Source organism: Bradyrhizobium sp. LLZ17, assembly GCF_041200145.1.
Taxonomy (GTDB): Bacteria; Pseudomonadota; Alphaproteobacteria; order Rhizobiales; family Xanthobacteraceae; genus Bradyrhizobium.
Map to the genome: position 1 here is coordinate 1,677,435 of NZ_CP165734.1, position 22,656 is coordinate 1,700,090.

Genomic DNA, 22,656 nt, shown 5'->3' on the forward strand with positions numbered 1-22,656 from the left:
GCCACCGGCTGAGCCAGCATCCTAGTCTTTATTTTAAGCTTAAAGTATCTTGGTGAGCCGGTGGATTGGGCAGCCCGTCATTGCGAGCGTAGCGAAGCAATCCAGACTGCCTCCGCGGGCGGCGGTCTGGATTGCTTCGTCGCGAGGGCTCCTCGGAATGACGGCAGAAGGCCCCTACGCCTGCTCCACCCCGCACCACTCCGCGATGAACAGCGCCATGGCCTTGGTCGTCTTCTTCAGCGACTCCAGCTCGACATATTCGTTGAAGCCGTGCATCTCGCCGCCGCTCGCGCCAAAGCAGAGGCTGGGGATGCCGTAATTGAGGCCGTAGAAGCGGGTGTCGGTGAGTGCAGTGAACACCAGGTCTTCGACCGCGCCGCCATAGACCTTGTTGAAAGCCTTGCCAAATGCAGCTTCGGGCGCCGCCGCGTCGGTCAGTTCATAACCTTCCGACAGGAAGCCCGACCATTCGATCTCCGGCGGATTGTTGGCGAGGAAGCGGTGATTGCGTGAGGCGGCGGCGACGCAAGCCAGAATTTCCTTCTGGTGATCGGCCACCGACCAGCCCGGCAGGATCGCGATACGACAGTCGACATCGCACCACGCCGGCACGCTGGACGCCCAGTCGCCGCCCTTGATGATGCCGGGATTGAAGTTGATGGGATGGTTCAGCGCCTTGAAATAACGATCGGCCTTCGCGCGCTCGTTCCACTCGATCTCGAGCTTTTGCAGGGCATGGACGAGATGATACGCCGCCATGATCGCATTCGACCCCGAGCCGGCAAAGGCGACATGGGTCGGATGCCCCTTCACACGCAGGCGAAACCAGATTACGCCGACCTGCGAGCGGACCATCTTGCCGCCGGTCGGCTCCGGGATAAAGCAGGCGTCTGCCCGGTAGCCGCGCTGAAGCGTCGAGAGCGCACCGACCCCGGTGCTCTCCTCCTCGATCACGGATTGGAAGTGAATTCGCGCCGTCGGCTTGGAAACCTGCGGCCTCGATCGCATCGAGCGCTGGAGCGCGCCGATCGTGCCGGATTTCATGTCACAGGCGCCGCGTCCGAACATCTTGCTGTCCTTGATGACCGGCGAGAAGGGCGGCGTCTCCCACAATTCCAGCGGCCCGGCCGGAACCACGTCGCAGTGCCCCTGGAGGATCAGCGACTTGCCGCCATTGCTCCGCGGACGGTAGGTCCCGACCACCGAACGTGCTTTGGAGAAGTCGTGCTCGATCGGTCCGAACCCGCGCAAATCCTTGAGATCGTCGACATGGATGTGCCAGTCGTCGACCTCATAGCCGCGCTCGCGCAGGAGATCGCCGATCATGTCCTGGCACGGTCCCTCGGCCCCGCGGGTCGAAGGGATCGCGACGAAATCACGTGTGGTCGCAAGCTGGGCTTCGAAGCCGGCATCGACGGCGTCGAGAATCCGCTGCTGCGTATCGGGGTTCATCAGGCTACTCCGGGCATCCAGTTGATCGAAGGAGCGCCCAAACTAGCCGATTTCAACCGTTCGGGTACTCCACAAAATAGGCCTCCCGCAATGCATCTTCGAGCAGTCGGCCTTCCGAATAGCTATTCAACGTCGCCGGTCGCGTGACACCGTCGAGCAGGCGCGGGCACGGTTCGGGCGCGCCGAGCACACTGCGCACGGGAATGCGCTCGGCATAGATCGGCAAGGCGTAATCTTCGTCGTCGTCCGCAACACCCTTGGCGCGGATTTTTGCCGAGGCCTCCTCGATCTCCATCGCGATAAAGGAGGTCGCCTTGATCTCCTGGCTGTTGCTCTGGCGCAGGCTCGCGGTGCGACCTGGGAAGAAGCGGTCGACCATCGCGATTACCGCGCGCGCTTTCTCCTCGGGGTCGGTGACGAGATAGGCGGTGCCGAACGCCATCGCCGCGCGGTAATCCGCGGAGTGGTTGAAGCCGCAGCGCGCCAGCACGAGGCTGTCGAGATGGGCGACGGTCAGGCAGACCCGCTCGCCTTTGGTCTGGTTGCGCAGCATGCGGCTGGCGCTGCTCCCATGCCAATACAGCCTTGTTCCCTCGCGCCAGAAGAACGTCGGTGTGCAGTAGGGCTGTCCGTCGATCGCATAGGAGACGTGGCAGAGCATTGCGGAATCCAGGATGCGATGAACGGTATCGTGATCGTAGAAGCCGCGATCGTGAAGGCGTTTGACCTGGTTGCGCGCGGAGGTCGGATAGGAATTTGAGGTCTCAGCTTGGCTCACGGCCGCTCCTGTCGGAATTGGTAGAACGCCAGGCCAGTTGTAGCGGCGGATTTGGTCTGCGATAGTGCCAATTCCATGCAAAAAAGTCCGACCAATTTTGGCCTCTCGCCGGCGAAGGCCGAGCTGCCCCTGGACCTCACCGGGCCTCACATCACCGCCGCGGCCTCCGCGGCGCACCGGCTCTACCAGGCCCTGTGCGAGATGATCGTTGGAGGTCTCGTCAAGCCCGGCGAGCCGCTGCCGCCGTCGCGAACGCTGGCAAGACAAACGGGCTTCCGGCGAAACGCCGTGGTCACGGCCTATGAGCGCCTGATCGCCGACGGCTTGGCCGAGGCGACGGTCGGCTCCGGCACCTTCGTCGCGGCGCGCATCCCGGCCCGCGCAGCCCCACCGAAAAGATCGAAGGCGATGATCGAAGCACCGCAACAGGGCGCGCTCTCGCTCGGCTGCACCCATATCGACCAGCGCGCGGTGCAGCGCTTTCGCGCCTTCGTCGGCCGGCGCATGCGCGCCTTTGGTACCGAGCATCTCCACTACGGCGATCCGCGCGGCAGCCGCGAGCTGCGTGCGGCGATCGCCGATCATTTGTTGTCGGCGCGGGGGCTACGCTGTGACCCCGACCAGATCATGCTGACCTCCGGCACGCTGCATACGCTCCGCATCGTGCTCGGCACCATTCTGGAGGCGAACGACCAGGTCTGGTGTGAGGACCCCGGCTATCCAATCGCGCGCAGGACCATCGCACAGTGCGGCTACCGCGCAGTCTCCGTTCCTGTCGACGCGCACGGGCTGCACATCGCGAAGGGACGCACGATGGCTCCCTCTGCGCGCGCGGCCTACGTGACGCCGTCGCACCAATTTCCACTGGGTGTGCAAATGTCGATGCCGCGGCGGCTCGAACTGCTGGACTGGGCGAAGCGGGCCGGAGCCTTCGTGTTCGAGGACGATTACGACAGCGAGTTCCGTTATGACGGTGCGCCGCTGATGTCGCTCGCCGGTATCGACCAGCTCCAGCGCGTGATCTACATGGGTACGTTCGCCAAAACGCTGTTTCCGGGCTTGCGCATCGGCTATTGCGCCCTCCCCGAGCGCATCATCGCGGATGTCGCCGCGGCTCGCGCGGCACTCGACCGCTTTCCCGGAACGCTGATGGAAGGCGCGGTGGCCGATATGCTGAATTCCGGCGTATTCGCGGCAAACCTGAAGCGCGTGCGAAAACTCTATCGTGAGGCGCGCGACGCGCTGGCCGAGACGCTCGAAGCCGCATCAGACGGGGCACTGTCGGTACCGGTGCCCTCGCAAGGCCTGCACCTGGTCGCGCGATTCGATCCGTCAGTTGCTCCTGCGATTGCGGCGGAGGCGAAACAGGCGGCGGGCACGGAAGGCTGGCTGCTCGCCGATACCTACGCGCGAGCGCGGCCCTTGCCGGGCTTCGTGCTTGGATTTTCCGGGCATGCGGTTCCGCAACTCGTCGCCTGCGCCGCGCGACTTGCGCGGGAATCGCGCGCTGCCCTGCGCGGCAAAGGCAGATCGACCCGGCGGGCGTGACGAAGGTTCACTATCAGAATCGCGCGCTGCCTCCTACATTGCGGCATCGATGCCGGGATCTCACACCATGCTGCTGCGCGTTGCGACTAGCCTCCCGCTCCTCATCGCCCTGGCGCTTGCGACCGCGGCGCGCGCGGGCACGGTCGGACGCGAACAGGATATCGTCGATCTCAAGCTCGGCCAGCGCGTGCAGGTGGATGACGGAACCTGCCCGGCCGGACAGGTCAAGGAAGTGCGCGGCGCGAAGATGACTAACCAAGGCGTCTCGCGGACCACCTCCTGCGTGGCGCGGTTCGGTCCCAAGTCGAAATGACGAGCTGAAGCGTTACTTGGCCGGGTCGAACATGCACTGCAAGGTCGGCTTGGCGATCTTGGTGAAGGTAGGCCCAATCTCGTTCTGCTTGGATGACGGTATCCAATCCGTCTCGATTGTCGGCACGCCCGTCTCGCTGATGCCGCGCAACAGCGCTTCGCGCAGGTCGCGATCCTCGACGACGGCGGCGGCATGATCATGCAGGCAACCGCAGACCTCTTCCGGGTGCTCCCAGCGCCCGAGCATGCGCGGCGCGCATTGCCTGACGAATTCGGTACGCGGATCAGGTAGTCTGGAGGGGGAGCGCACCTGCGCCTGGACGGAACTGATCGTCAGAAAGGACATGAGCGCTGCGGCGCAGAGACGAACAAGCATGATGGCCTTTACCGGCTGATTTTCTTATTGAGGGATCAGAAGCGCGCGGCGACAACAATTGGTTGCGGCGCCGTGGTCGTCACCGGCGAGCCGCTATACTGGAATGTGCCGACGCCCGGCAGACTACCGTCGGGAGTGCCTGCAAAGGAGGAGCCGACGAGCACGAAGCCAAAAGCAAGGATCAGGCTGAGTGCGCGCATGGACTTATCTCCAGGTTCCGTTTGCCGGCAGTGCGCCGTGGTCGTTGTGACGCTGATAACCATGCGCGGTTTCTTCCGTGATGCGCCAAAAACCGAAAATGGTTTCATCCTTGCCGGAATTGTTTCGTCGCATCGAAGGCAACGAAACATTCGGCGGAAAACCGCAATGATTTCAGGTCGGTCGCAGCGCAGATCAAAGTAGCTTGCAAGCTCCCTTCGCGCCAAAAGCGTACCGCGCGCATGCCATTATCATGTGGGCGCCTCAAGCACTTCACATGCATTTTACGTTTCTCTGCTGAAGAGAGACCCAAACGAGGGCTGGGCTGTCGAACCGGGGGCGTGTCCGTCGACACCCAAGTCATCGAAACCGAGAAGCACCGGATCAGCACCGGGCACATTCATTTGAGGGATGGCCAACATGACGGTGGGACATCGCGCAACGGCGCGCGACGCGGCCCAATGGACAGACCGCGCCGATCAACAGCCGGTTCGCAACCGTGCCGACTCGCCTGGCGAGATGGCGCTGCAATCCGGCCGCGGCTACGAGGCTGCGCCGCAGGCGTTCGTTCGGCTGACCGGCTCACATCTGGCGAAACCGCGAATCAGCCGCGCGGTCCCCGGTGAGTGATCGCAAGCGCGTCACTGAGTGAAAAAATCGCCGCACTTCTGGACGTTCGCATCAGCCGGTCCCCACGGCATGATCGGCACCGTCGAGGTCGAGTTCTTCGGCGAGCCCTCGATCAGCTTGTCTGAATAGACCATGTAAACCAGCACGTTGCGTTTGGCATCGCAGCCGCGCACGATTTGCATCTTCTTGAAGAACAGCGAGCGGCGTTCACGGAACATATCGTCGCCCTGCTCCATCTTGTCCTTGAACTTGATGGGCCCGATTTGGCGGCAAGCCAGCGAGATGTCCGAGACCTCCTCAGCGAGGCCCAGCCAGCCCTTGAAGCCGCCCTTTTCCGGCACGGTGAAATGACAGGCCACGCCCTCGACCTCGGGGTCGTCGAGGCCATAAGTCGCGAGCTTGTCGTTTGGGCTCATCCATTTGAACACGGTAGAGCGGCGGAAGATCAGATCCGGCTCATCGGCGGCGGATGCCGACGCCGCTGGCACGGCCAGCAGCAGAAGGAATAAAGCGAAACCTTTCAAGCGGATGCTGGAAAGAGCGGGGAAACGAGATGACATGCAGTTCTCCGGTCACAAGTTCCCGCAATGTAGGCATCCGACCGCCCTTCAGGAAGGCGACCGGCAGCCCATCCCGACCGCCGTTTACCGGTCCGTGAGGCTTTTTTGCTACGGTTCGGACAAAAGTAGCTGATGGCAGAACTGCCGTGCTGGTGAACGCGTATTCCCTCTGTGAGACTAACGTCTGATTTGGATTATGGATTCGAGGATGAATAGCGTGAACGGGTCTGGTTTTTCGGCCAAGCCGGCGCGACTCTGGCAGGTCGCCATTTTGACGGCGGCGGGTGCGTTCGGCACGAGCAGCCAGGCAGACGCAGCATTTTATTATTGGCCGGATTATTCCAATGGGGCCTACGGCCTGCAGGAGCGGCGTCCCGAAGCGCCGCGGCAGAAGCCGCAGAAGCGCGGCACGGCAGCCGGCAAGAAGGACGCCGTCGTCGAAAAGGAAGCCGGCGCGAAGCCGCAGGGGCCGCTGGTCATCGTCGTCTCCATCGAGCGGCAGAAAGTGACCGTCTACGACTCCAAGGGCGCGTTCGCGGAGTCTCCGGTGTCGAGCGGCATGAAGGGCCACTCCACCCCGATGGGCGTCTTCAGCATCATCCAGAAGCACAAATTCCACCATTCCAACATCTACAGCGGCGCGCCGATGCCGTACATGCAGCGGATCACCTGGTCCGGCGTCGCCATGCATGCCGGCGTGCTGCCGGGCTATCCGGCCTCGCACGGCTGCATCCGCATGCCGATGGCATTCGCCGTGAAGATGTGGAACTGGACCAAGATGGGCGCGCGCGTGATCGTCACGCCCGGCCAGATCGCACCGCAAAGCTTCTCCCATCCGATGCTCGCTTCGCTGCGCGTGCCGCCGCAACCGGCAGCAAGCCTCGAACCTCCGACGAGCGTTGGCGACAAGGCGGACAAGGGCGCTCCCGACCCCAGTGGCGCGGAAGCCAAGCCGGTCGAGACGAAAACCGCCAGCGCTGACCGCGTGCTCGAGCTGCGCTCCTCGATCGGCCATACCGTGATGTCGGATGTGACCACGGGCAATGCGCCGGTCCCCGAGGAAGCCGCAGCAGCGAAGGCTGACATCAACTCCGCCGAGGCCACGAGCACCGGAACAAAACCTTCTGAAGGTGCAGAAACCACCGCGACCACGGACGAGAAGCCCGCCTCCGAGCTCGAGGCTGCCAAATCGGAGCCGACCGATACGCCGAGGGCTGAAGATCCGAAGACGGAAACGGCAAAGTCCGAACCAGCGAAATCTGAACCAGCCAAGGCTGAGGCGGCCAAGGCTGAAGCGGCGCCTACCGAGAAAAAGCCCGACGCGGCCGTGACTGCAGCGACACCCGCGCAAGCCGCTTCACCGGAAGCAACGAAAGACCAGGCCCGAATCGCCGATCCCGCGCCCGCCGCAAAGCCGGATCTGCCGAAGCGCGCCGGACAGATTGCGGTGTTCATCAGCCGCAAGGATTCCAAGCTCTATGTGCGGCAGAATTTTTCGCCGCTGTTCGAGGTGCCCATCACGATCGCCGCGAGCGACCGGCCGTTGGGCACCCATATCTTCACCGCCGAGGTCGACAAGGCCGACCCCAATGCGCTGCATTGGTCGGTGGTGTCGCTGCCCGTTGCGGTCCGCTCCGCCGCGCGCGAGAATGATGGTCTCGTGACGCGCCGCCAGCGCGGCGCCACCGTGATCCCCATCGCAGCCAAGCCCGTCGTCACCCCGGACAGCCCGGCAGAGGCGCTGGACCGCCTCTCGATCCCTGCCGACACAATGGCGAAGATCAGCGAGATGCTGACCACCGGCGGTTCGGTCATCGTCTCCGACCAGGGCATCAACCAGGGCGAGACCGGCGAAGGCACGGACTTCATCGTCCGCCTGTACTGAGCACTTCGCCGCGTCAGATAACGCGGTGTTGAGCAGGCCGATCGCAGTGGCGGAGTAAGGTGCATCCCGGATCATGTCGGGGGGACGTCGTCATGCCAAACCGTAGGACAGTGCTCACCACGGCGCTGCTCGCAGCTGCCACGTCGGCCACGCGCGCGCTGGCCGATGGCGGAATGAGCCGGGTGTCGGCATACGCGTTCTCCTTCCCTGCTCTCTCCGGCGATGACATCCGCCTTGCAGCCTCCACCGGCAAGCCATTGCTGGTCGTGAACACTGCTTCACTCTGCGGCTACACCCCGCAATATGCCGGACTGCAAGAGCTCTGGAACGAGTTTCACCAGCGCGGGCTCAGTGTCATCGGCGTGCCGTCGAATGATTTCGGCGGCCAGGAGCCCGGCGGCACCAGCGAGATCTCGGAGACCGCACACCACCAATACGGCGTTACCTTCCCAATCGCCGCCAAGGCCATCGTGGTGGGGCCGAAGGCGCACCCGTTCTACAAATGGGCCGCCGAGGCGCGGCCAAGGGATGTTCCCAAGTGGAACTTCCACAAATACCTGATCGGCCGGGACGGCTATATCGCCGAGGTGTTTCCGTCTGCCGTTGAACCTGCCGACACTCGCATCAAGACGGCGATTGCCAAGGCGCTGGCCGACAGCTGATGCGGCGCTTGCAAAGCAGGCTTGAGCGTACAGGCTTGGGCACAATCGTCACGAAGCGCCAAACAGGCGTTGCAATGGCGATGGACCACCATCTAGGCTAGGATATCTGGGGCAGGAGTGGTTCTGCCGGAGGCGAAAAAGCCGCGGCCGAACAACGGGATCAATCTCGAGGACAACACGATGCGTGTGGCGGCAGGACTGATTTTAGCGAGTGCGATGTCTTTGGCGATGACAGGCGCAGCATGGTCGCAGACGCCAGCCGCGAAACCCGCGGCGGCGACGCAAGCAGTACCAGCTGCAGCGCCCGCTGCCGCCGCGCCGGCGGCAGCCCCCGCACCGCAGGCCGCAATCGCCAATCCGCCTCCGCCGCAACAGCCTCCGCAGCCGGCGCGCGCCGCCTGCAACAATCCGAATGCGCTCGGCGTCGCCCGCACCGTCGAGATCGACACAACCGGCGGCCCTGGCTTCGGCTTCGAGCACTTCAAGGAGCTCGACTTCCTGCGCGACCACGAGGTGGTGCTGACCTTCGACGACGGCCCCTGGCCGCGCAACACGCCCGCGGTGCTGAAGGCCCTCGCAGACCAGTGCACCACCGGCATCTTCTTTCCGATCGGTCTGCACTCGACTTACGAGCCAGAGATCCTGAAGCAGGTCTACGCGGCGGGCCACACGGTCGGCGCGCATACCTGGTCGCATGCCAATCTCAACAACAAGAAGCTCACCGAGCAGCAGAGGAAGGACGAGATCGAGAAGGGCTTCTCGGCGGTGAAATGGGCGCTGGGCGGCATCTCGCCCTCGCCGTTCTTCCGCTTCCCGGCGCTCCAGCATCCGCCGGAAATGGTCACCTATCTCGGCAACCGCAACATCGCGATCTTCTCCTGCGACCTCGACTCGTTCGACTTCAAGGCCTCCAAGCCCGAGAAGGTGATCGACACCGTGATGAAGAAGCTCGACAAGCTGGGCAAGGGCATCATCCTGATGCACGACTTCCAGAAGCACACTGCGGAAGCGCTGCCTGAGCTTCTGAACCGCCTCAAGGCCGGTGGCTTCAAGGTGGTAGCGATGCGCGCCAAAGCGCCCGTCTCGACGTTGCCCGAATACGACCAGGAGCTGCTCAAGGACGTCAAGCTGCCGACGGTCAGCACACGGCCGGTCAATTCCGTTGTGACCACTGTTACCGAATAGTCGGCAATTGTCTTTCCGCTTCGAAGCTTACGTTATCGTCTCCGCGGACGGCATGCTCGCCGACGCGGATCATGTGATGCCCCAGAGCCTGAAGTTCGCGGGCGACAAGCGCTTCTTCGAGCAGTCGCTCGACCGTGCCGCGCTGATCGTGCACGGCCGCAACTCGTATGAACAGCAGCCGAACTCGCCGAAGCGCAAGCGGCTGATCCTGACCCGCAAAATCGCCGCCCTTACCGTTGATCCGGAAATGCCGAACGCGACACTTTGGAATCCGGCTGACGCGAGCTTCGAGGAAGCCTGTGCCTTTGCCGACGTGTCGGCCGGCACCGTCGCGATCATCGGCGGCCCCCTGGTCTTCGATCTGTTCATGGACCGCTACGACACGTTCTGGCTGTCGGAAGCCCCCCATGTCCGCCTGCCCGGCGGCGAAGGCTGTTTCGTCGACGTGCCGGCGCGGACACCTCAGGAGGTGCTGACTTCTCACGGGATGAAAGCGGGTGCGCCCTACGTGCTCGACGCGGCACATGACGTGACCGTCACGCCGTGGCGTCGGGTTGGTTAGCAGAGCCCTTGGGGCTCTCGTTTCTACAAAAAACTCGAAAACAACCCCATGCAAAGTAGCCAAGTCCTTCTCGGCACAGCGATTTCGGGTTTTTCGAATGCGACTTGACCCGTCGGGCAAAACAGGCGCAAGATAGCATCATGGCAGCGCATGGGGTGGGCCGAGCTCTGTGGCCGAGAGCGAGGCTCACCAGCCATAGCGCACGACGCCCGCTCTACACGTCTCCGTACGCCGCTTCGACCGGGCGCGTGGCGCGGCCGTAGCCCATGATCATGAACAGCGCGCCGATAATCGAGAGATTCTTCAGCGCATCGATCACCATCGCCGCATTGTCAGGTGCCGCCTGATTCCAGAAATCGGAGAACAGGACGGTCGAGACCGCGATGTAGATCACCATCAGCATCGCGAAGAACCGCGCGCCGAAATTCAGCGCGATCATCAGCCCTGCGATGATCTCGAGCACGCCGACCGAGATCGCCAGCAGCTGCGGCGTGGTCATGGCGGTCACCGCCTCGATCTGTTTGGCGTAAGGCGCGATCTGCTCGGGCACCACGACCTTGGTGGCGATGAAATCGGCGGTCGCCTGGATCGCGAACAGCTTGGTGGCGCCCGTATAGATGAACAGCACGGCGAACAGGATCCGCCCGAAAGTCACGAACGCTGGCATGATCGGCCTCTTGGCTCAGGCTTTTTGAATCGGCGTCTTGACGAAACTATCGACCGATTATGATGAGTCGTGCGCCGGTTTACAAACAGGGAAATGGCGAAGTGCAGGCAATTCAAAGTTGGTAGAGCACAACTTCCCCTCTCCCCTTGTCGGAGAGGGTGGCTCGCCGCCTCGCGGCGAGACGGGTGAGGGGTTTCTATCGGCACGGAGAACCCTCTCACGATCTCGATTCTGCGGAGAGAACCCCTCATCCGGCGCTTCGCGCCACCTTCTCTCACAAGGGGAGAAGGGAATGCACTTCCAGCGTGGCCACAGCCAATTCTCAGGTAAACAACGTCGGCTGCTGCCGCGCCGCACGCTCCTGGGCTTCCACCACGGCGACTGCGGTCATGTTGAGGATGCCGCGGGCGGTCACGGACGGGGTGAGGATGTGCGCGGGGCGCGCCGGGCCGATCAGGATCGGGCCGACGGGAAGTGCGTCCGCCAGCGACTTGATCATCTGGTAGGCCACGTTGGCGGTGTCCAGCGTCGGCATGATCATGATGTTGGCCTCGCCCTCCAGCTTGGAGTGCGGCAGCACCATTTTCCGCGCCGCGGCGGAGAGCGCGGTGTCGCCCTGCATCTCGCCGTCAGCCTCGATCTCCGGATGCTTCTCCTTCAGGAGCTGGGTCGCCCGCCGCATCTTGCGCGAGGAATCGGTGTCGTAGCTGCCGAAATCCGAATGCGAAACAAAGGCGACCTTCGGCTTGATGTTGAAGCGCTGGACGTGGATTGCCGCAAGCGAAGCGATCTCGGCAAGTTCTTCCGCGCTTGGATTGGGGCGAACTTGCGTATCCGCAATGAAGAAGGCGCCCTTGCTGGTGATCAGCAGCGCCAACGCCGCATAGTCGCTGACGCCAGCCGAGAAGCCGACGATCTCGCGGACATGACGTAGATGGCTCATGTAACGGCCCTCGACGCCGCAGAGCATGGCGTCCGCCTCCCCGCGCACGACCGCGAGCGCCGCGATCACCGTGTTGTTGGTGCGCACCACCGTGCGTGCCGCATCCGGCGTGACACCGCGGCGGCCGGCGACCTCGACATAGGATTGCACATAGGAGCGATAGCGCGGATCGTCCTCGGGATTGACGAGGTCAAAATCCTTGCCGGCCCTGATCAACAAACCGAAGCGCTTGATGCGCGCCTCCACCACCGACGGGCGGCCGACCAGGATGGGACGCGCCAGATTCTCCTCGAGCACGACTTGCGTGGCGCGCAACACGCGCTCGTCCTCGCCTTCGGCATAGATCACGCGCACCGGCTGGGTCTTGGCCTTCGCGAACATCGGCTTCATCACAAGGCCGGAGCGGAAGGCGAAGCGCTCCAACAGCGCGGTGTATTCGTCGAAGTTGGTGATGGGGCGGGTCGCAACGCCCGATTCCATCGCTGCCTTGGCGACGGCGGGGGAGATGCGCAGGATCAGCCGCGGATCGAACGGGCTGGGGATCAGCGAGCCCGGGCCAAAGCCCTGGGTCTCTCCGGTGTCGAAACCTTGCGCCACCGCATCCGACGGTGCCTCGCGCGCGAGCTGCGCGATGGCTTCGACCGCGGCGTGCTTCATCTCCTCGTTGATCGCGGTGGCGCCGACGTCGAGCGCGCCGCGGAAGATGAAGGGAAAGCAGAGGACGTTGTTGACCTGATTCGGATAGTCGGAGCGTCCGGTGCAGATCATCGCGTCGGGGCGGGCTTTCCGCGCCTCCTCCGGCATGATCTCCGGCGTCGGGTTCGCGAGCGCCATGATCAGGGGCTTGTCGCCCATCGCCTTGGCCATCTCCGGCTTGAGCACGCCCGGTGCCGAAAGCCCGATGAAGATATCGGCGCCGCCGATGACGTCGGCGAGCGTGCGCTTGTCGGTCTTCTGCGCATAGACCGCCTTCCAACGGTCCATCGTGGTGTTGCGGCCCTCGTGCACGAGGCCGTCGATGTCGCAGACCCAGATGTTCTTGCGCTGCGCGCCCATCGAGACCAGGAGATTGAGCGTCGCGAGCGCCGCGGCCCCTGCGCCCGACGCCACGATCTTGACCTCCGACAGCTTCTTGCCGTTCAGCCGCAGTCCGTTGGTGATGGCGGCGGCGACGATGATGGCGGTGCCGTGCTGGTCGTCATGAAAGACCGGGATCTTCATGCGTTCCTTCAGCTGCGTCTCGATCTCGAAGCATTCCGGTCCGCGGATGTCTTCGAGATTGATGCCGCCGAAGGTCGGCTCAAGTGCGGCCACCGTCTCAACCACGCGCTCGATGGTATCGGCGGCGATCTCGATGTCGAACACGTCGATGCCTGCGAATTTCTTGAACAGGACCGCCTTGCCCTCCATCACGGGCTTCGAGGCCAGCGGACCGATATTGCCGAGGCCGAGCACCGCGGTGCCGTTCGAGACCACGGCGACCAGATTGGAGCGGATCGTCAGGGTCGCCGCTTCCGCCGGGTTCTTGGCGATCTCCATACAGGCGGCGGCAACGCCCGGCGAATAGGCCAGCGCGAGGTCGCGCTGGTTGGCCAGCGGCTTGCTTGCCTGGATCTCGAGCTTTCCGGGACGCGGCAGCCGATGATAGGCCAGCGCCGCTTGGTGGAGATCATCAGAATAGGACGACATGCGGTGTCTCGCCTCGCGTTACCGGCCTCAAACTACGTTTCCTGACCGGCCTGTCGCGGGGCTCGCGGTATTCCGGGTCATGGAAACGGGATGAAGCACGCCCGGCGCCCCGGTGGCAACATCCGATTGCGTCCCCATCAACAGACCGCGCGGTCAAACGTTTGAAATCCATAGCTATCGCTGGACCGCACACGGCTCTGCGAATATGGCAGGTTGCACGGTGCACAACAGGCAACGAGGCATCGACCGGGCTGTAAGAGTACCCGCCAGGCGAATGCCAGAGGGGCTCACGGACCATCGTCATGCTCCGTCATTGCGAGCGAAGCGAAGCAATCCAGAGTCCCTCCGCGCAAAGATTCTGGATTGCTTCGCTTCGCTCGCAATGACGATGTGGAGGAGCTGGCGCAATATCAGCCGGATTGACCGCGGAGAGTCCCCCTCACCCGCCTCGCATCTTCGATGCGATGCGGCCTCTCCCCGCAGCGGGGAGAGGCGAAGAGCGCGGCAGCAGCCTCAGCCCTTCTGCGGCAGGTTCACCCGCACGTGCAGCTCGCGGAGCTGCTTTGTCGTGGCTTCCGACGGCGCGCCCATCAGCAAGTCCATGGCCTGCTGGTTCATCGGGAACAGCGAGATCTCGCGCAGATTGTTGGTGCCGCAGAGAAGCATCACGATGCGGTCGACGCCCGCGGCCATGCCGCCATGCGGCGGCGCGCCGTACTGGAAGGCGCGGTACATGCCGCCGAAGCGCTCGACCACTTCCTGCTCGCCATAGCCCGCGATCTCGAACGCCTTCACCATCGCTTCCGGCACGTGGTTGCGGATGCCGCCGGAGGCGATCTCGTAGCCGTTGCAGGTGATGTCGTACTGGAACGCCTTGATGGTCAGCGGGTCCTGGCCCTTCAATGCATCGAGGCCGCCCTGCGGCATCGAGAACGGGTTGTGCGAGAAGTCGACCTTCTTGTCCTCCTCGTTGTACTCGTACATCGGGAAGTCGACGATCCAGGCGAGCTCGAAGCGCTCCTTGTCGGTGAGGTTCAATTCCTCGCCGACCTTGTTGCGGGCGAGCCCCGAGAATTTCCAGAACTTGTCGGGATCGCCGGCGACGAAGAAGGCGGCATCGCCTTCCTTCACGCCGATCTGCGCGCGGATCGCGGCGGTGCGCTCAGGCCCTATGTTGTTGGCGAGCGGACCGGCGCCCTCGCCGCCCTCGCGCCACATGATGTAGCCGAGGCCCGGCTGGCCTTCGCCTTGCGCCCAGGAGTTCATGCGGTCGCAGAAGGCGCGGCTGCCGCCGCCCGGCGCCGGGATCGCCCAGACCTGGTTCTTGGGGTCTTCGAGCATGCGCGCGAACACCTTGAAGCCGGAGCCGCGGAAATGCTCGGAGACGTCCTGCATCTCGATCGGGTTGCGCAGGTCCGGCTTGTCGCTGCCGTATTTGCGCAGCGCTTCGGCGAACGGAATGCGGCGCCAGCCCTTCGTCACCGGCTTGCCCTTGGCAAACTCCTCGAACACGCCGGTGATGACCGGCTCCATCGCCGCGAAGACGTCCTCTTGCGTGACAAAGCTCATCTCGACGTCGAGCTGATAGAACTCGCCCGGCAGGCGGTCGGCGCGCGGGTCCTCGTCGCGGAAACAGGGCGCGATCTGGAAGTAGCGGTCGAAGCCCGACATCATCAAGAGCTGCTTGTACTGCTGCGGCGCCTGCGGCAGCGCGTAGAATTTTCCCGGATGGATGCGCGATGGCACCAGGAAGTCGCGCGCGCCTTCCGGCGAGGACGCGGTCAGGATCGGGGTGTTGAACTCGAAGAAGCCCTGCCCCTCCATCCGCCGGCGCATCGACTTGATGATTTCGACGCGCGTCATGATGTTCTGGTGCAGCTTCTCGCGGCGCAGGTCGAGGAAGCGGTACTTCAGGCGGATGTCCTCGGGATATTCCTGATCGCCGAATACCGGCAGCGGCAGGTCGCCGGCAGGGCCGAGCACCTCGATCTCGCTGACGTACACTTCCACCTTGCCGGTCGGCAGATCGTCATTGTCGGTGCCCTCGGGGCGGCGCCGTGCCTTGCCGTCCATCCGCACCACGTATTCCGAGCGCAGCTTCTCGGCCTGCGCAAATGCCGGCGAGTCCGGATCGACCACACACTGGGTCAGGCCGTAATGGTCGCGCAGGTCGATGAACAGCACGCCGCCATGGTCGCGAACGCGATGGACCCAGCCCGAGAGGCGAACCGTCTCGCCGATGTTGCTCTCGCGGAGCGCGCCGCATGTATGTGACCGGTAGCGATGCATGGTCGTCCCAAAATCAATGTCGGAGGGGTCGAATCGGACGGCCTGAAACGACCGGTCCGAACTTGCGGCAGGGTTTACCCGACGAGGCCGGGGGCGGCAACCAAGGGGACGGCCTGTTTTTGGGCCCGAAGTCCCCATTTTCGGTTCTTCCCGACCGACACCTTTGCCGATGAGCGTTCCAAGCCTATCTTGAGCCCATGACAATCCATTTCCCGTTCCAGAACTCCTACGCGGCGCTTCCGGCGAACTTTTTCGCCCGGGTCGCGCCGACCCCGGTGGCGGCGCCCCGACTGATCAAGCTGAACCGCCCGTTGGCGGTCCAGCTTGGATTGGATCCGGACCTTCTGGAGACCCCGGAAGGTGCGGAAATCCTGGCCGGGAAACGCATCCCGGAGGGCGCCGACCCCATCGCCATGGCCTATGCCGGCCACCAGTTCGGGCAGTTTGTTCCCCAGCTAGGCGATGGCCGGGCGATCCTGCTCGGCGAGGTCATTGACCGGGACGGCGTCCGCCGCGACATCCAGCTCAAGGGAAGCGGGCCCACCCCGTTCTCCCGCCGCGGCGACGGCCGCGCCGCGCTCGGACCCGTCCTGCGGGAATACATCGTCAGCGAAGCGATGTACGCGCTGGGCATTCCGACCACGCGCTCGCTCGCAGCCGTCATCACCGGCGAGCACGTCATCCGCGAGACCGCGCTGCCTGGTGCGGTGCTGACGCGTGTGGCGTCGAGCCACATCCGCGTCGGCACGTTCCAGTTTTTCGCCGCGCGCCGTGACACCGACGCGATCCGCCGGCTCACCGAACACGTCATCGCCCGTCACTATCCGGAGCTACTCGGTGTCGACCGGCCCTATCACGCGCTGCTCGCCGGCGTCGTCGCGCGCCAGGCCGATCTCGTCGCGCGCTGGCTGCTGGTCGGCTTCATCCATGGCGTGATGAACACCGACAACAGCTCGATCTCCGGCGAGACCATCGATTACGGCCCCTGCGCCTTCATGGACGCCTACAATCCCGCGCAGGTGTTCTCCTCGATCGACGAAACCGGCCGCTACGCCTATGCCAACCAGCCCCGCATCGCGCTGTGGAATCTGACGCGATTGGCCGAATGCCTGCTGCCGCTGTTCGGAGAAGAGCAGGAGAAGGCGATCGAGCAGGCGCAGGAGATTCTGGGCGCATTCCCCGACACGTTCAGCAAGGCCTATCAGGCAGGCTTGCGCAGGAAAGTCGGCCTCTTCACCGAGCGCGACGGCGACGAGGCGCTGATCCAGGACCTGCTCGATGCGATGGCGAAAAACCAGGCGGACTTCACCCTCACCTTCCGCAAGCTTGGCGATGCCGCAGGCGTTCCGGCAAACGACGATGCGCGCGCCCAGTTCATGGACCCTGCAGCCTTCGACGAATGGGCCAAGCGCTGGCGCGAGCGCACAGCGTTGGAGCCGCAGACCGCGGCCGAGCGGAAAGCCGCGATGCACGCCGTCAATCCGATGTTCATCCCGCGCAACCACCGCGTCGAAGCGGTCATACAGGCGGCTGTGAACAACGACGATTATGCGCCATTCGAGGAGCTGGTGAAGGCGTTGGCCAAACCGTACGAGGAACAGCGCGAGTACGCCGCCTACGCCGATCCGCCGTTGCCGGATCAGCGGGTGTTGCAGACGTTCTGCGGGACGTGAGGCTGTTTCGGGATTTGCAGAACGACCCGGAGCGGCCTGTTAACTCCCCGTCCACCATCCGGCCCGGCCCGCCGCTAGGTAACCATGAGAATTAACAGACCCTCAACGCGACCCCGACAAGTCTATCGGACTTTCGGGGGATTTTGTCGTGGATCTGCTGGTTTTCGAGTTCCTGGGACTGGCGCTGGTCGCCATGTGCGTGGTCGTGGTGGCGCTGCCTTGCGCGCGAAAACCGTCGCGGCGGGTCCGCTACGAGTAGGATTTCGCTGACGGACCCGATTCCGGTCCAAATGCAAGGCTCGAATTCGCTACGAGCCCCTTGACATCACAGCGCTTTCGGCAGAACGGCTGATATAAATGTCATGGGCCGTTCATGGATTTGATTACCACCACCGCTGACCTCGCGGCTGCCTGCAGCCGGTTGGCCAAGCACCCCGTCATTACCGTCGATACCGAGTTTCTGCGCGAAACCACCTACTACCCGCTGCTGTGCGTGGTGCAGATGGCAAGCGCCGAGGAAGCGATGGTCATCGACACCCTGGCCGAGGGGATCGACCTCAAGCCGTTCTTCGAGCTGATGGCGAATGAGCGCGTGCTGAAGGTATTCCACGCCGCCCGGCAGGACATCGAGATCATCTGGCACCAGGCCAACATCATCCCGCATCCGGTGTTCGACACCCAGGTCGCGGCCATGGTGCTCGGCTATGGCGACAGCATCGCCTATGACCAGCTGGTCGAAAAGGTCACCGGCCACCGCCCCGATAAAACCCACCGCTTCACCGACTGGTCGCGCCGGCCGCTGACCAAGGAGCAGATGCACTACGCGGTGTCCGACGTGACGCATCTGCGCGACGTCTTCGCCGCGCTCGATGCCGACCTGAAGAAGCGCCATCGCAGCGAATGGGTCTCCATCGAGATGGAGGTTTTGACCTCGCCCAAGACCTACGACTTCCATCCCGAGCGCGCGTGGGAGCGCTTGAAGACACGCGTGCGCAAGCCCAAGGACCTCGCCGTCCTGATGGAAGTCGCGGCCTGGCGCGAGCAGGAGGCGCAGAGCCGTGACGTGCCGCGCGGCCGCGTGCTGCGCGACGAGGCCGTCAGCGATATCGCGACCCACGCCCCGAACACCATCGAAAAACTCGCGCATCTGCGCTCGGTACCGAAGGGTTTTGAGAAATCCAAATGGGGCGCGGATATCGTCGCCGCGGTCGAGCGCGGGCTGGCGCGGGATCACGCCACGCTGCCGAAGCTGGAGAAGCCGCGCAACAATTCCAACGGCGCGGCCACCGTCGAGCTTCTGAAGGTCCTGTTGCGCATGACCGCGGAGCGCCATGCGGTCGCGAGCAAGGTGATCGCAACCGTCGACGATCTCGAGGAGATCGCGGCCGACGACGAAGCCGACGTGCCCGCCTTGCGCGGCTGGCGCCGTGAGCTGTTCGGCGAGGCCGCGCTGAAACTCAAGCGCGGCGAGCTGGCGCTGGCGATCGAGAAAGGTCGCGTGGTCGGGGTGAAGCGGCCGGAATAGGCCGCGAGCGCTTTTTGTGGCTGGCGCAATGCCAACCACATCGTCATTGCGAGCGCAGCGAAGCAATCCAGAGTCTTTCCGCAGAGACAGTCTCGATTGCTTCGTCGCAAGGGCTCCTCGCAATGACGAGGAGAGCCTTACGCCGGCGTCAGCTTCGCGACTTCCGGCTTCATGTCATCCAGCACACCCGAGATCGCCGCGACCAGCTCGTCGATCTGCGTCTTGGTGACGATCAGCGGCGGGCAGATGGCGATAGCGTCGAGCATGTTGCGCGAGATCACGCCGCGCTCCTGGAGCATCCGGCTGGCCATGCCGCCGACCGCACCCGGCGTTGCCGCTGCCGTCTTGCGCCCCTTGTCGAGCACGAGCTCGAGCGCTGCGATCATGCCGACGCCGCGGACTTCACCCACCAACGGATGGCTGGAGAGCTCCCGCAGCTTTCCCTGCATATAACCACCGAGCTCGGCGGCGTGCGCGACGAGGCCGCGCTCCTCGATGATCTTGAGATTTTCCAGCGCGATCGCCGAGCCGACGGGATGGCCGCCCGCAGTAAAGCCGTGGCCGAGCACGCCGATCTTGTTGCTCTCGTCCGCGATCGGCTCGAACATGCGGTCGTTCAGGATGATCGCCGACAGCGGGAAATAGCTCGAGGTGATCTGCTTGGAGACGACGATCGCATCCGGCTTGATGCCATAGGTCTCGCAGCCGAACATCTTGCCCGTGCGGCCGAAGCCGCAGATCACTTCGTCGGCGATCAGCAGGATGTCGTACTTGTTCAAGACCTTCTGGATCTTGTCCCAATAGGTGGCCGGCGGCACGATGACGCCGCCCGCCCCCATCACCGGCTCGCCGAAGAAGGCCGCGATCGTGTCCGGTCCTTCCTTCTGGATCAGCGCGTCGAGCTCCTCGGCGCGTCGCGTCGCGAACGCTTCCCCGCTCTCGCCTGGCCCACCGTCCTTGTAGAAATGCGGCGAGCCCGTATGCAGGATGTTCGGCAGCGGCAGGTCGAACGAGCGGTGGTTGTTGGGCAGGCCGGTAAGACTTGCGGATGCGATGGTGACGCCGTGATAGGCGCGCATCCGGCTGATCACCTTCTTGCGCTGCGGCTGGCCCAGCGCGTTGGAGCGGTATGCGATCAGCTTCAGAACGGTGTCGTTGGCCTCCGACCCGGAGTTGGTGAAGAACACCTTGCTCATCGGCACCGGCGCGAGCGCGACCAGCTTCTCGGCGAGATCAATCGAGGGCCCGTGCGATTTGGCGGAGAACGTATGATAGAATGGCAGGGCCTGCATCTGCCGGTGTGCGGCCTCGACCAGCCGCTTCTCGTTGAAGCCGAGCCCGACGCTCCACAGGCCCGCCATTGCCTCGAAATAGCGCTTGCCCGACGCATCAAAGACGTAAGGCCCCTCGCCGCGCTCGATCACCAGGGGACCGGCCTGCTGATGGGTGCGCGCGTTGGTGTACGGATGGAGCTGGTAGGCCACATCCCGGGCTTCTTGCGAATTGGGCAGCATGGACATCGCGGAATCCTCACGTCTTCACGTCGCCAGCGCAGCCGGCTTCCTCCCTTGGCTATTGCGACAGGATAGAACTTGCAACGTCAATTCGTCGGCGACAAACGCCCAGCAGCGTTGCACAAAGCCGCATACGCGGGGGCGGCCTCAGGCCGCGCCGTCGTCATCCTCGGCGCGGGCAGCCTCAGCGGCCTCCCTCACCTCGACCAGGGCCATCGCAAGCAAATACACGGTGGCGGGCAGGCCGATGCGGCGCGCCCTCTCAGCGGCACGCGATAGCTCGCTTGCCAGTTCGTTGAGTTCGTCTCCCCGCGACAATGTCCCACCTATCCATCCGCCGATCGCGTCCCATCGACCGCGACGGCGCCGCTGATTCTGATCAGATCGGCGCTGGATTGGATCGTAGCAAAATGCCCGATGACATTCATCATGGATTGCTTGTAGGCGGCGGCCTCCCCGTTCCCGGCTGCCGGCACGCGACAGCGTCGCCAACCACCTCGTATCGATGGCTGCGGTGAAACCCTTCGACGGCGGTGGCCAGAATGGTTTCGTCCAGGGAAAATCCGGTCAGAACGCAGCGCAGATTGTGGATACTGGACATGTAGTCCACGAACCGCGGCGAGCTGTAGGCCGAAGGCAACGGATGCTCGAACGTCAACTCTCCCGGCCGCGGCTTCGCCTCGGCGATCCAATCGGTCAGCCTGGATGACGGATTGAACCAGGCGGCCTGAGCGATGCGCTTGAGATGCATCACCGGCCAGAGCTTGTCGCGCCACAGCGTCAGCAACTGCTGGCAGCGCGCGGCGGTGACGTCGCCGTCGAGGATGACATGGCGACGCCCTTGGGTCAGGTATTCGACCTGGAGATCTGCACAGACCAGGATCGGCAGATCGTCATGCATGGAGACCGGCATTGTCTTCCGCGTAGCTGCACCCGTTTCAGCGGTCCGCGGGCGCGAAGCCCCGCAGCGGCGATGTCACTGCCCGGCCCGCTGATGCTTCGAGCACGCCCGGCCGGTCCCAATCGCCCTCGGGACGGATGATCACGTAGGGATCGCTGTCCAGCGTGATGGCATCGGGCCCCGGTTCGATCTCCAGAAGCATTTCCGTGTAGGAGAAATCCGAGAAGGTGATCTTGCGGTTGTGGCCGAGCGGCTTGGCGCCGAAATGGGCCCAGAAATCGACCAACCGGTCCTGGGCCTGACCGTAGATCTTGCGGAACCCCTTGCGCTTCACATAATCGACGCTCGCCTGCACCAGCTTGAACGAGATGCGCGAGCGCCGATATTGATGGCGCACCGCCAGCCGCTCGACCTTGGCGAAATCGCCGAAGAAGCGCACCCGCAGGCAGCCGGCGGGCTCATTGCCGACGAAGCCGATGAAATGCGCGGCCACCATGTCGTTGCCGTCGAACTCCTCGTCGAACGGACAGTCCTGCTCGGCAAGATAGACCGCGGAGCGAATGGCGGTGACCAGCATGAGGTCGCTGGGATCGCGCGCGAGCTTGATCGTGATGGCGCGGGAGTCGGGTTTGGCGAGAGGGATCCTAGTGCCGTGCATCTGTAAAACTCCTTGCTTGAATGATCCCGCCCGGCATGCGCATCGGCTGCCGATTCCAGGGCCGCTCGTAACACCAGAGGTCGGACTGAAAACTTGGAACGGGCTCGAAACCGGTCGCCTTCATGATCTCGCGCCCGGCCACGCTGGCCGGCTGCGCATAGCAGTCCGCGTTGCGAAATCTGATCTGGCGCAGGTGAGCGGCGGCTTTGCCCAGACCGGCGATCCCCCGTCCCGTCGCCGCGATCGCCCAGATGTAGATGGCGGAAACCCGCTCGTCGGGCGAGGCGAGATGGCAGGTCTCGGGCGCGGTCAGGCAGATGTCGTCGAGCAGCAGCGCATCGTGTCCGCGATCGCTCAGAAAAAGAAAGGCCATGCCGCCGAGCAGATCGCCCCTCCGGCTGAAGGTCAGGAGACTTTGGCGATCGAACGCGAAGTACGTCGCGAGTTCTCCCGCCCCGATGCGCACGCCGGGCACGAGCCGGTGCGCCATATCGGAAAGCGCAGCAATTTCGGAAAATTGCGCACAACGGACGTCCACCTCGGGGCTCAGCGGCAACGCGTCGAAATCGTGCCTCGCGGCAAACGAGCCCCTTTCCATCGCCATATCGCCCCTCTATCGTTCGAGGCTTCGTGCCCCGCTATGACGATC

The 22,656-nt window shown here is 63.9% G+C and carries 21 protein-coding genes and 1 pseudogene; 9 read left to right on the forward strand and 13 right to left on the reverse strand.

What is annotated here, in order from left to right:
- Nucleotides 1–174: 174 nt before the first annotated feature.
- Nucleotides 175–1,452, reverse strand: coding sequence for an ArgE/DapE family deacylase (locus AB8Z38_RS08420; protein WP_369724194.1), 1,278 nt, complete (start codon nt 1,450–1,452; stop codon nt 175–177).
- Nucleotides 1,453–1,504: 52 nt separating this feature from the next.
- Entirely contained in the window at nt 1,505–2,230 is a 726-nt protein-coding gene (locus AB8Z38_RS08425) for a pyridoxamine 5'-phosphate oxidase family protein (RefSeq protein WP_369724196.1), read from the reverse strand.
- A gap of 75 nt (nt 2,231–2,305) precedes the next feature.
- On the opposite strand from AB8Z38_RS08425, the gene AB8Z38_RS08430 reads away from it, so the two are divergent.
- On the forward strand, nt 2,306–3,778 hold the full coding sequence (locus AB8Z38_RS08430) for a PLP-dependent aminotransferase family protein (RefSeq protein ID WP_369724198.1): 1,473 nt from the start codon (nt 2,306–2,308) through the stop codon (nt 3,776–3,778).
- Between the two features lie 67 nt (nt 3,779–3,845).
- Nucleotides 3,846–4,091 carry a DUF6719 family protein gene (locus AB8Z38_RS08435; RefSeq protein ID WP_369724200.1) on the forward strand — a complete coding sequence of 82 codons (246 nt, stop codon included), beginning with the start codon at nt 3,846–3,848 and terminating at the stop codon, nt 4,089–4,091.
- 12 nt (nt 4,092–4,103) lie between these two features.
- Here AB8Z38_RS08435 and AB8Z38_RS08440 read toward each other — a convergent pair whose 3' ends face one another.
- On the reverse strand, nt 4,104–4,466 hold the full coding sequence (locus AB8Z38_RS08440; protein ID WP_369724201.1) for a hypothetical protein: 363 nt from the start codon (nt 4,464–4,466) through the stop codon (nt 4,104–4,106).
- 35 nt (nt 4,467–4,501) lie between these two features.
- The gene (locus tag AB8Z38_RS08445) at nt 4,502–4,666 is read right to left on the reverse strand and encodes a hypothetical protein (RefSeq protein ID WP_369724203.1); all 165 of its coding nucleotides are present in this window, start codon (nt 4,664–4,666) and stop codon (nt 4,502–4,504) included.
- A 418-nt stretch (nt 4,667–5,084) separates the two neighbouring features.
- On the opposite strand from AB8Z38_RS08445, the gene AB8Z38_RS08450 reads away from it, so the two are divergent.
- Nucleotides 5,085–5,294 carry a hypothetical protein gene (locus AB8Z38_RS08450; protein ID WP_369724204.1) on the forward strand — a complete coding sequence of 70 codons (210 nt, stop codon included), beginning with the start codon at nt 5,085–5,087 and terminating at the stop codon, nt 5,292–5,294.
- Nucleotides 5,295–5,305: 11 nt separating this feature from the next.
- Here the strand turns inward: AB8Z38_RS08450 and AB8Z38_RS08455 are convergent, their stop codons facing one another.
- Nucleotides 5,306–5,854, reverse strand: a complete 549-nt coding sequence (locus AB8Z38_RS08455) for a CreA family protein (RefSeq protein WP_369724206.1) — start codon at nt 5,852–5,854, stop codon at nt 5,306–5,308.
- Nucleotides 5,855–6,062: 208 nt separating this feature from the next.
- Here AB8Z38_RS08455 and AB8Z38_RS08460 point away from each other — a divergent pair, with 208 nt between their 5' ends.
- The 4 genes from AB8Z38_RS08460 to AB8Z38_RS08475 all read left to right on the forward strand — a co-directional run bounded on the left by AB8Z38_RS08460 (nt 6,063) and on the right by AB8Z38_RS08475 (nt 10,148).
- Nucleotides 6,063–7,739, forward strand: coding sequence for a L,D-transpeptidase family protein (locus AB8Z38_RS08460; protein WP_369724208.1), 1,677 nt, complete (start codon nt 6,063–6,065; stop codon nt 7,737–7,739).
- A 92-nt stretch (nt 7,740–7,831) separates the two neighbouring features.
- Nucleotides 7,832–8,401 carry a glutathione peroxidase gene (locus tag AB8Z38_RS08465; protein WP_369724209.1) on the forward strand — a complete coding sequence of 190 codons (570 nt, stop codon included), beginning with the start codon at nt 7,832–7,834 and terminating at the stop codon, nt 8,399–8,401.
- Between the two features lie 180 nt (nt 8,402–8,581).
- Nucleotides 8,582–9,586 carry a polysaccharide deacetylase family protein gene (locus tag AB8Z38_RS08470; RefSeq protein WP_369726774.1) on the forward strand — a complete coding sequence of 335 codons (1,005 nt, stop codon included), beginning with the start codon at nt 8,582–8,584 and terminating at the stop codon, nt 9,584–9,586.
- A gap of 7 nt (nt 9,587–9,593) precedes the next feature.
- Nucleotides 9,594–10,148 carry a dihydrofolate reductase gene (locus AB8Z38_RS08475; RefSeq protein ID WP_369724211.1) on the forward strand — a complete coding sequence of 185 codons (555 nt, stop codon included), beginning with the start codon at nt 9,594–9,596 and terminating at the stop codon, nt 10,146–10,148.
- 214 nt (nt 10,149–10,362) lie between these two features.
- Here AB8Z38_RS08475 and AB8Z38_RS08480 read toward each other — a convergent pair whose 3' ends face one another.
- The 3 genes from AB8Z38_RS08480 to aspS all read right to left on the reverse strand — a co-directional run bounded on the left by AB8Z38_RS08480 (nt 10,363) and on the right by aspS (nt 15,736).
- Nucleotides 10,363–10,815 (reverse strand): DoxX family protein, encoded by a 453-nt coding sequence (locus AB8Z38_RS08480; RefSeq protein ID WP_369724213.1) that lies wholly within the window; start codon nt 10,813–10,815, stop codon nt 10,363–10,365.
- Between the two features lie 322 nt (nt 10,816–11,137).
- Nucleotides 11,138–13,447 (reverse strand): NADP-dependent malic enzyme, encoded by a 2,310-nt coding sequence (locus AB8Z38_RS08485; protein ID WP_369724215.1) that lies wholly within the window; start codon nt 13,445–13,447, stop codon nt 11,138–11,140.
- 513 nt (nt 13,448–13,960) lie between these two features.
- A complete protein-coding gene (gene aspS / locus AB8Z38_RS08490; protein WP_369724216.1) occupies nt 13,961–15,736 on the reverse strand; it encodes an aspartate--tRNA ligase in 1,776 nt (591 codons plus the stop codon).
- 197 nt (nt 15,737–15,933) lie between these two features.
- Here aspS and AB8Z38_RS08495 point away from each other — a divergent pair, with 197 nt between their 5' ends.
- Together AB8Z38_RS08495 and rnd are read left to right on the forward strand one after the other, a co-directional pair.
- Nucleotides 15,934–17,409, forward strand: a complete 1,476-nt coding sequence (locus tag AB8Z38_RS08495; RefSeq protein WP_369724218.1) for a YdiU family protein — start codon at nt 15,934–15,936, stop codon at nt 17,407–17,409.
- Nucleotides 17,410–17,782: 373 nt separating this feature from the next.
- A complete protein-coding gene (gene rnd / locus AB8Z38_RS08500) occupies nt 17,783–18,934 on the forward strand; it encodes a ribonuclease D (protein WP_369724220.1) in 1,152 nt (383 codons plus the stop codon).
- Nucleotides 18,935–19,071: 137 nt separating this feature from the next.
- Here rnd and AB8Z38_RS08505 read toward each other — a convergent pair whose 3' ends face one another.
- From AB8Z38_RS08505 to AB8Z38_RS08525, 5 genes and pseudogenes are all read right to left on the reverse strand, one after another.
- Nucleotides 19,072–20,454, reverse strand: coding sequence for an aspartate aminotransferase family protein (locus AB8Z38_RS08505; RefSeq protein WP_369724221.1), 1,383 nt, complete (start codon nt 20,452–20,454; stop codon nt 19,072–19,074).
- A 141-nt stretch (nt 20,455–20,595) separates the two neighbouring features.
- The gene (locus AB8Z38_RS08510; protein ID WP_369724223.1) at nt 20,596–20,766 is read right to left on the reverse strand and encodes a hypothetical protein; all 171 of its coding nucleotides are present in this window, start codon (nt 20,764–20,766) and stop codon (nt 20,596–20,598) included.
- A gap of 8 nt (nt 20,767–20,774) precedes the next feature.
- Nucleotides 20,775–21,361: pseudogene (locus tag AB8Z38_RS08515) on the reverse strand (isochorismatase family protein).
- Nucleotides 21,362–21,386: 25 nt separating this feature from the next.
- On the reverse strand, nt 21,387–22,007 hold the full coding sequence (locus AB8Z38_RS08520; RefSeq protein ID WP_369724225.1) for a GNAT family N-acetyltransferase: 621 nt from the start codon (nt 22,005–22,007) through the stop codon (nt 21,387–21,389).
- Nucleotides 21,994–22,611 (reverse strand): hypothetical protein, encoded by a 618-nt coding sequence (locus AB8Z38_RS08525; RefSeq protein ID WP_369724227.1) that lies wholly within the window; start codon nt 22,609–22,611, stop codon nt 21,994–21,996. Before AB8Z38_RS08525 ends, AB8Z38_RS08520 begins: the two co-directional genes overlap by 14 nt.
- Between the last annotated feature and the right edge of the window lie 45 nt (nt 22,612–22,656).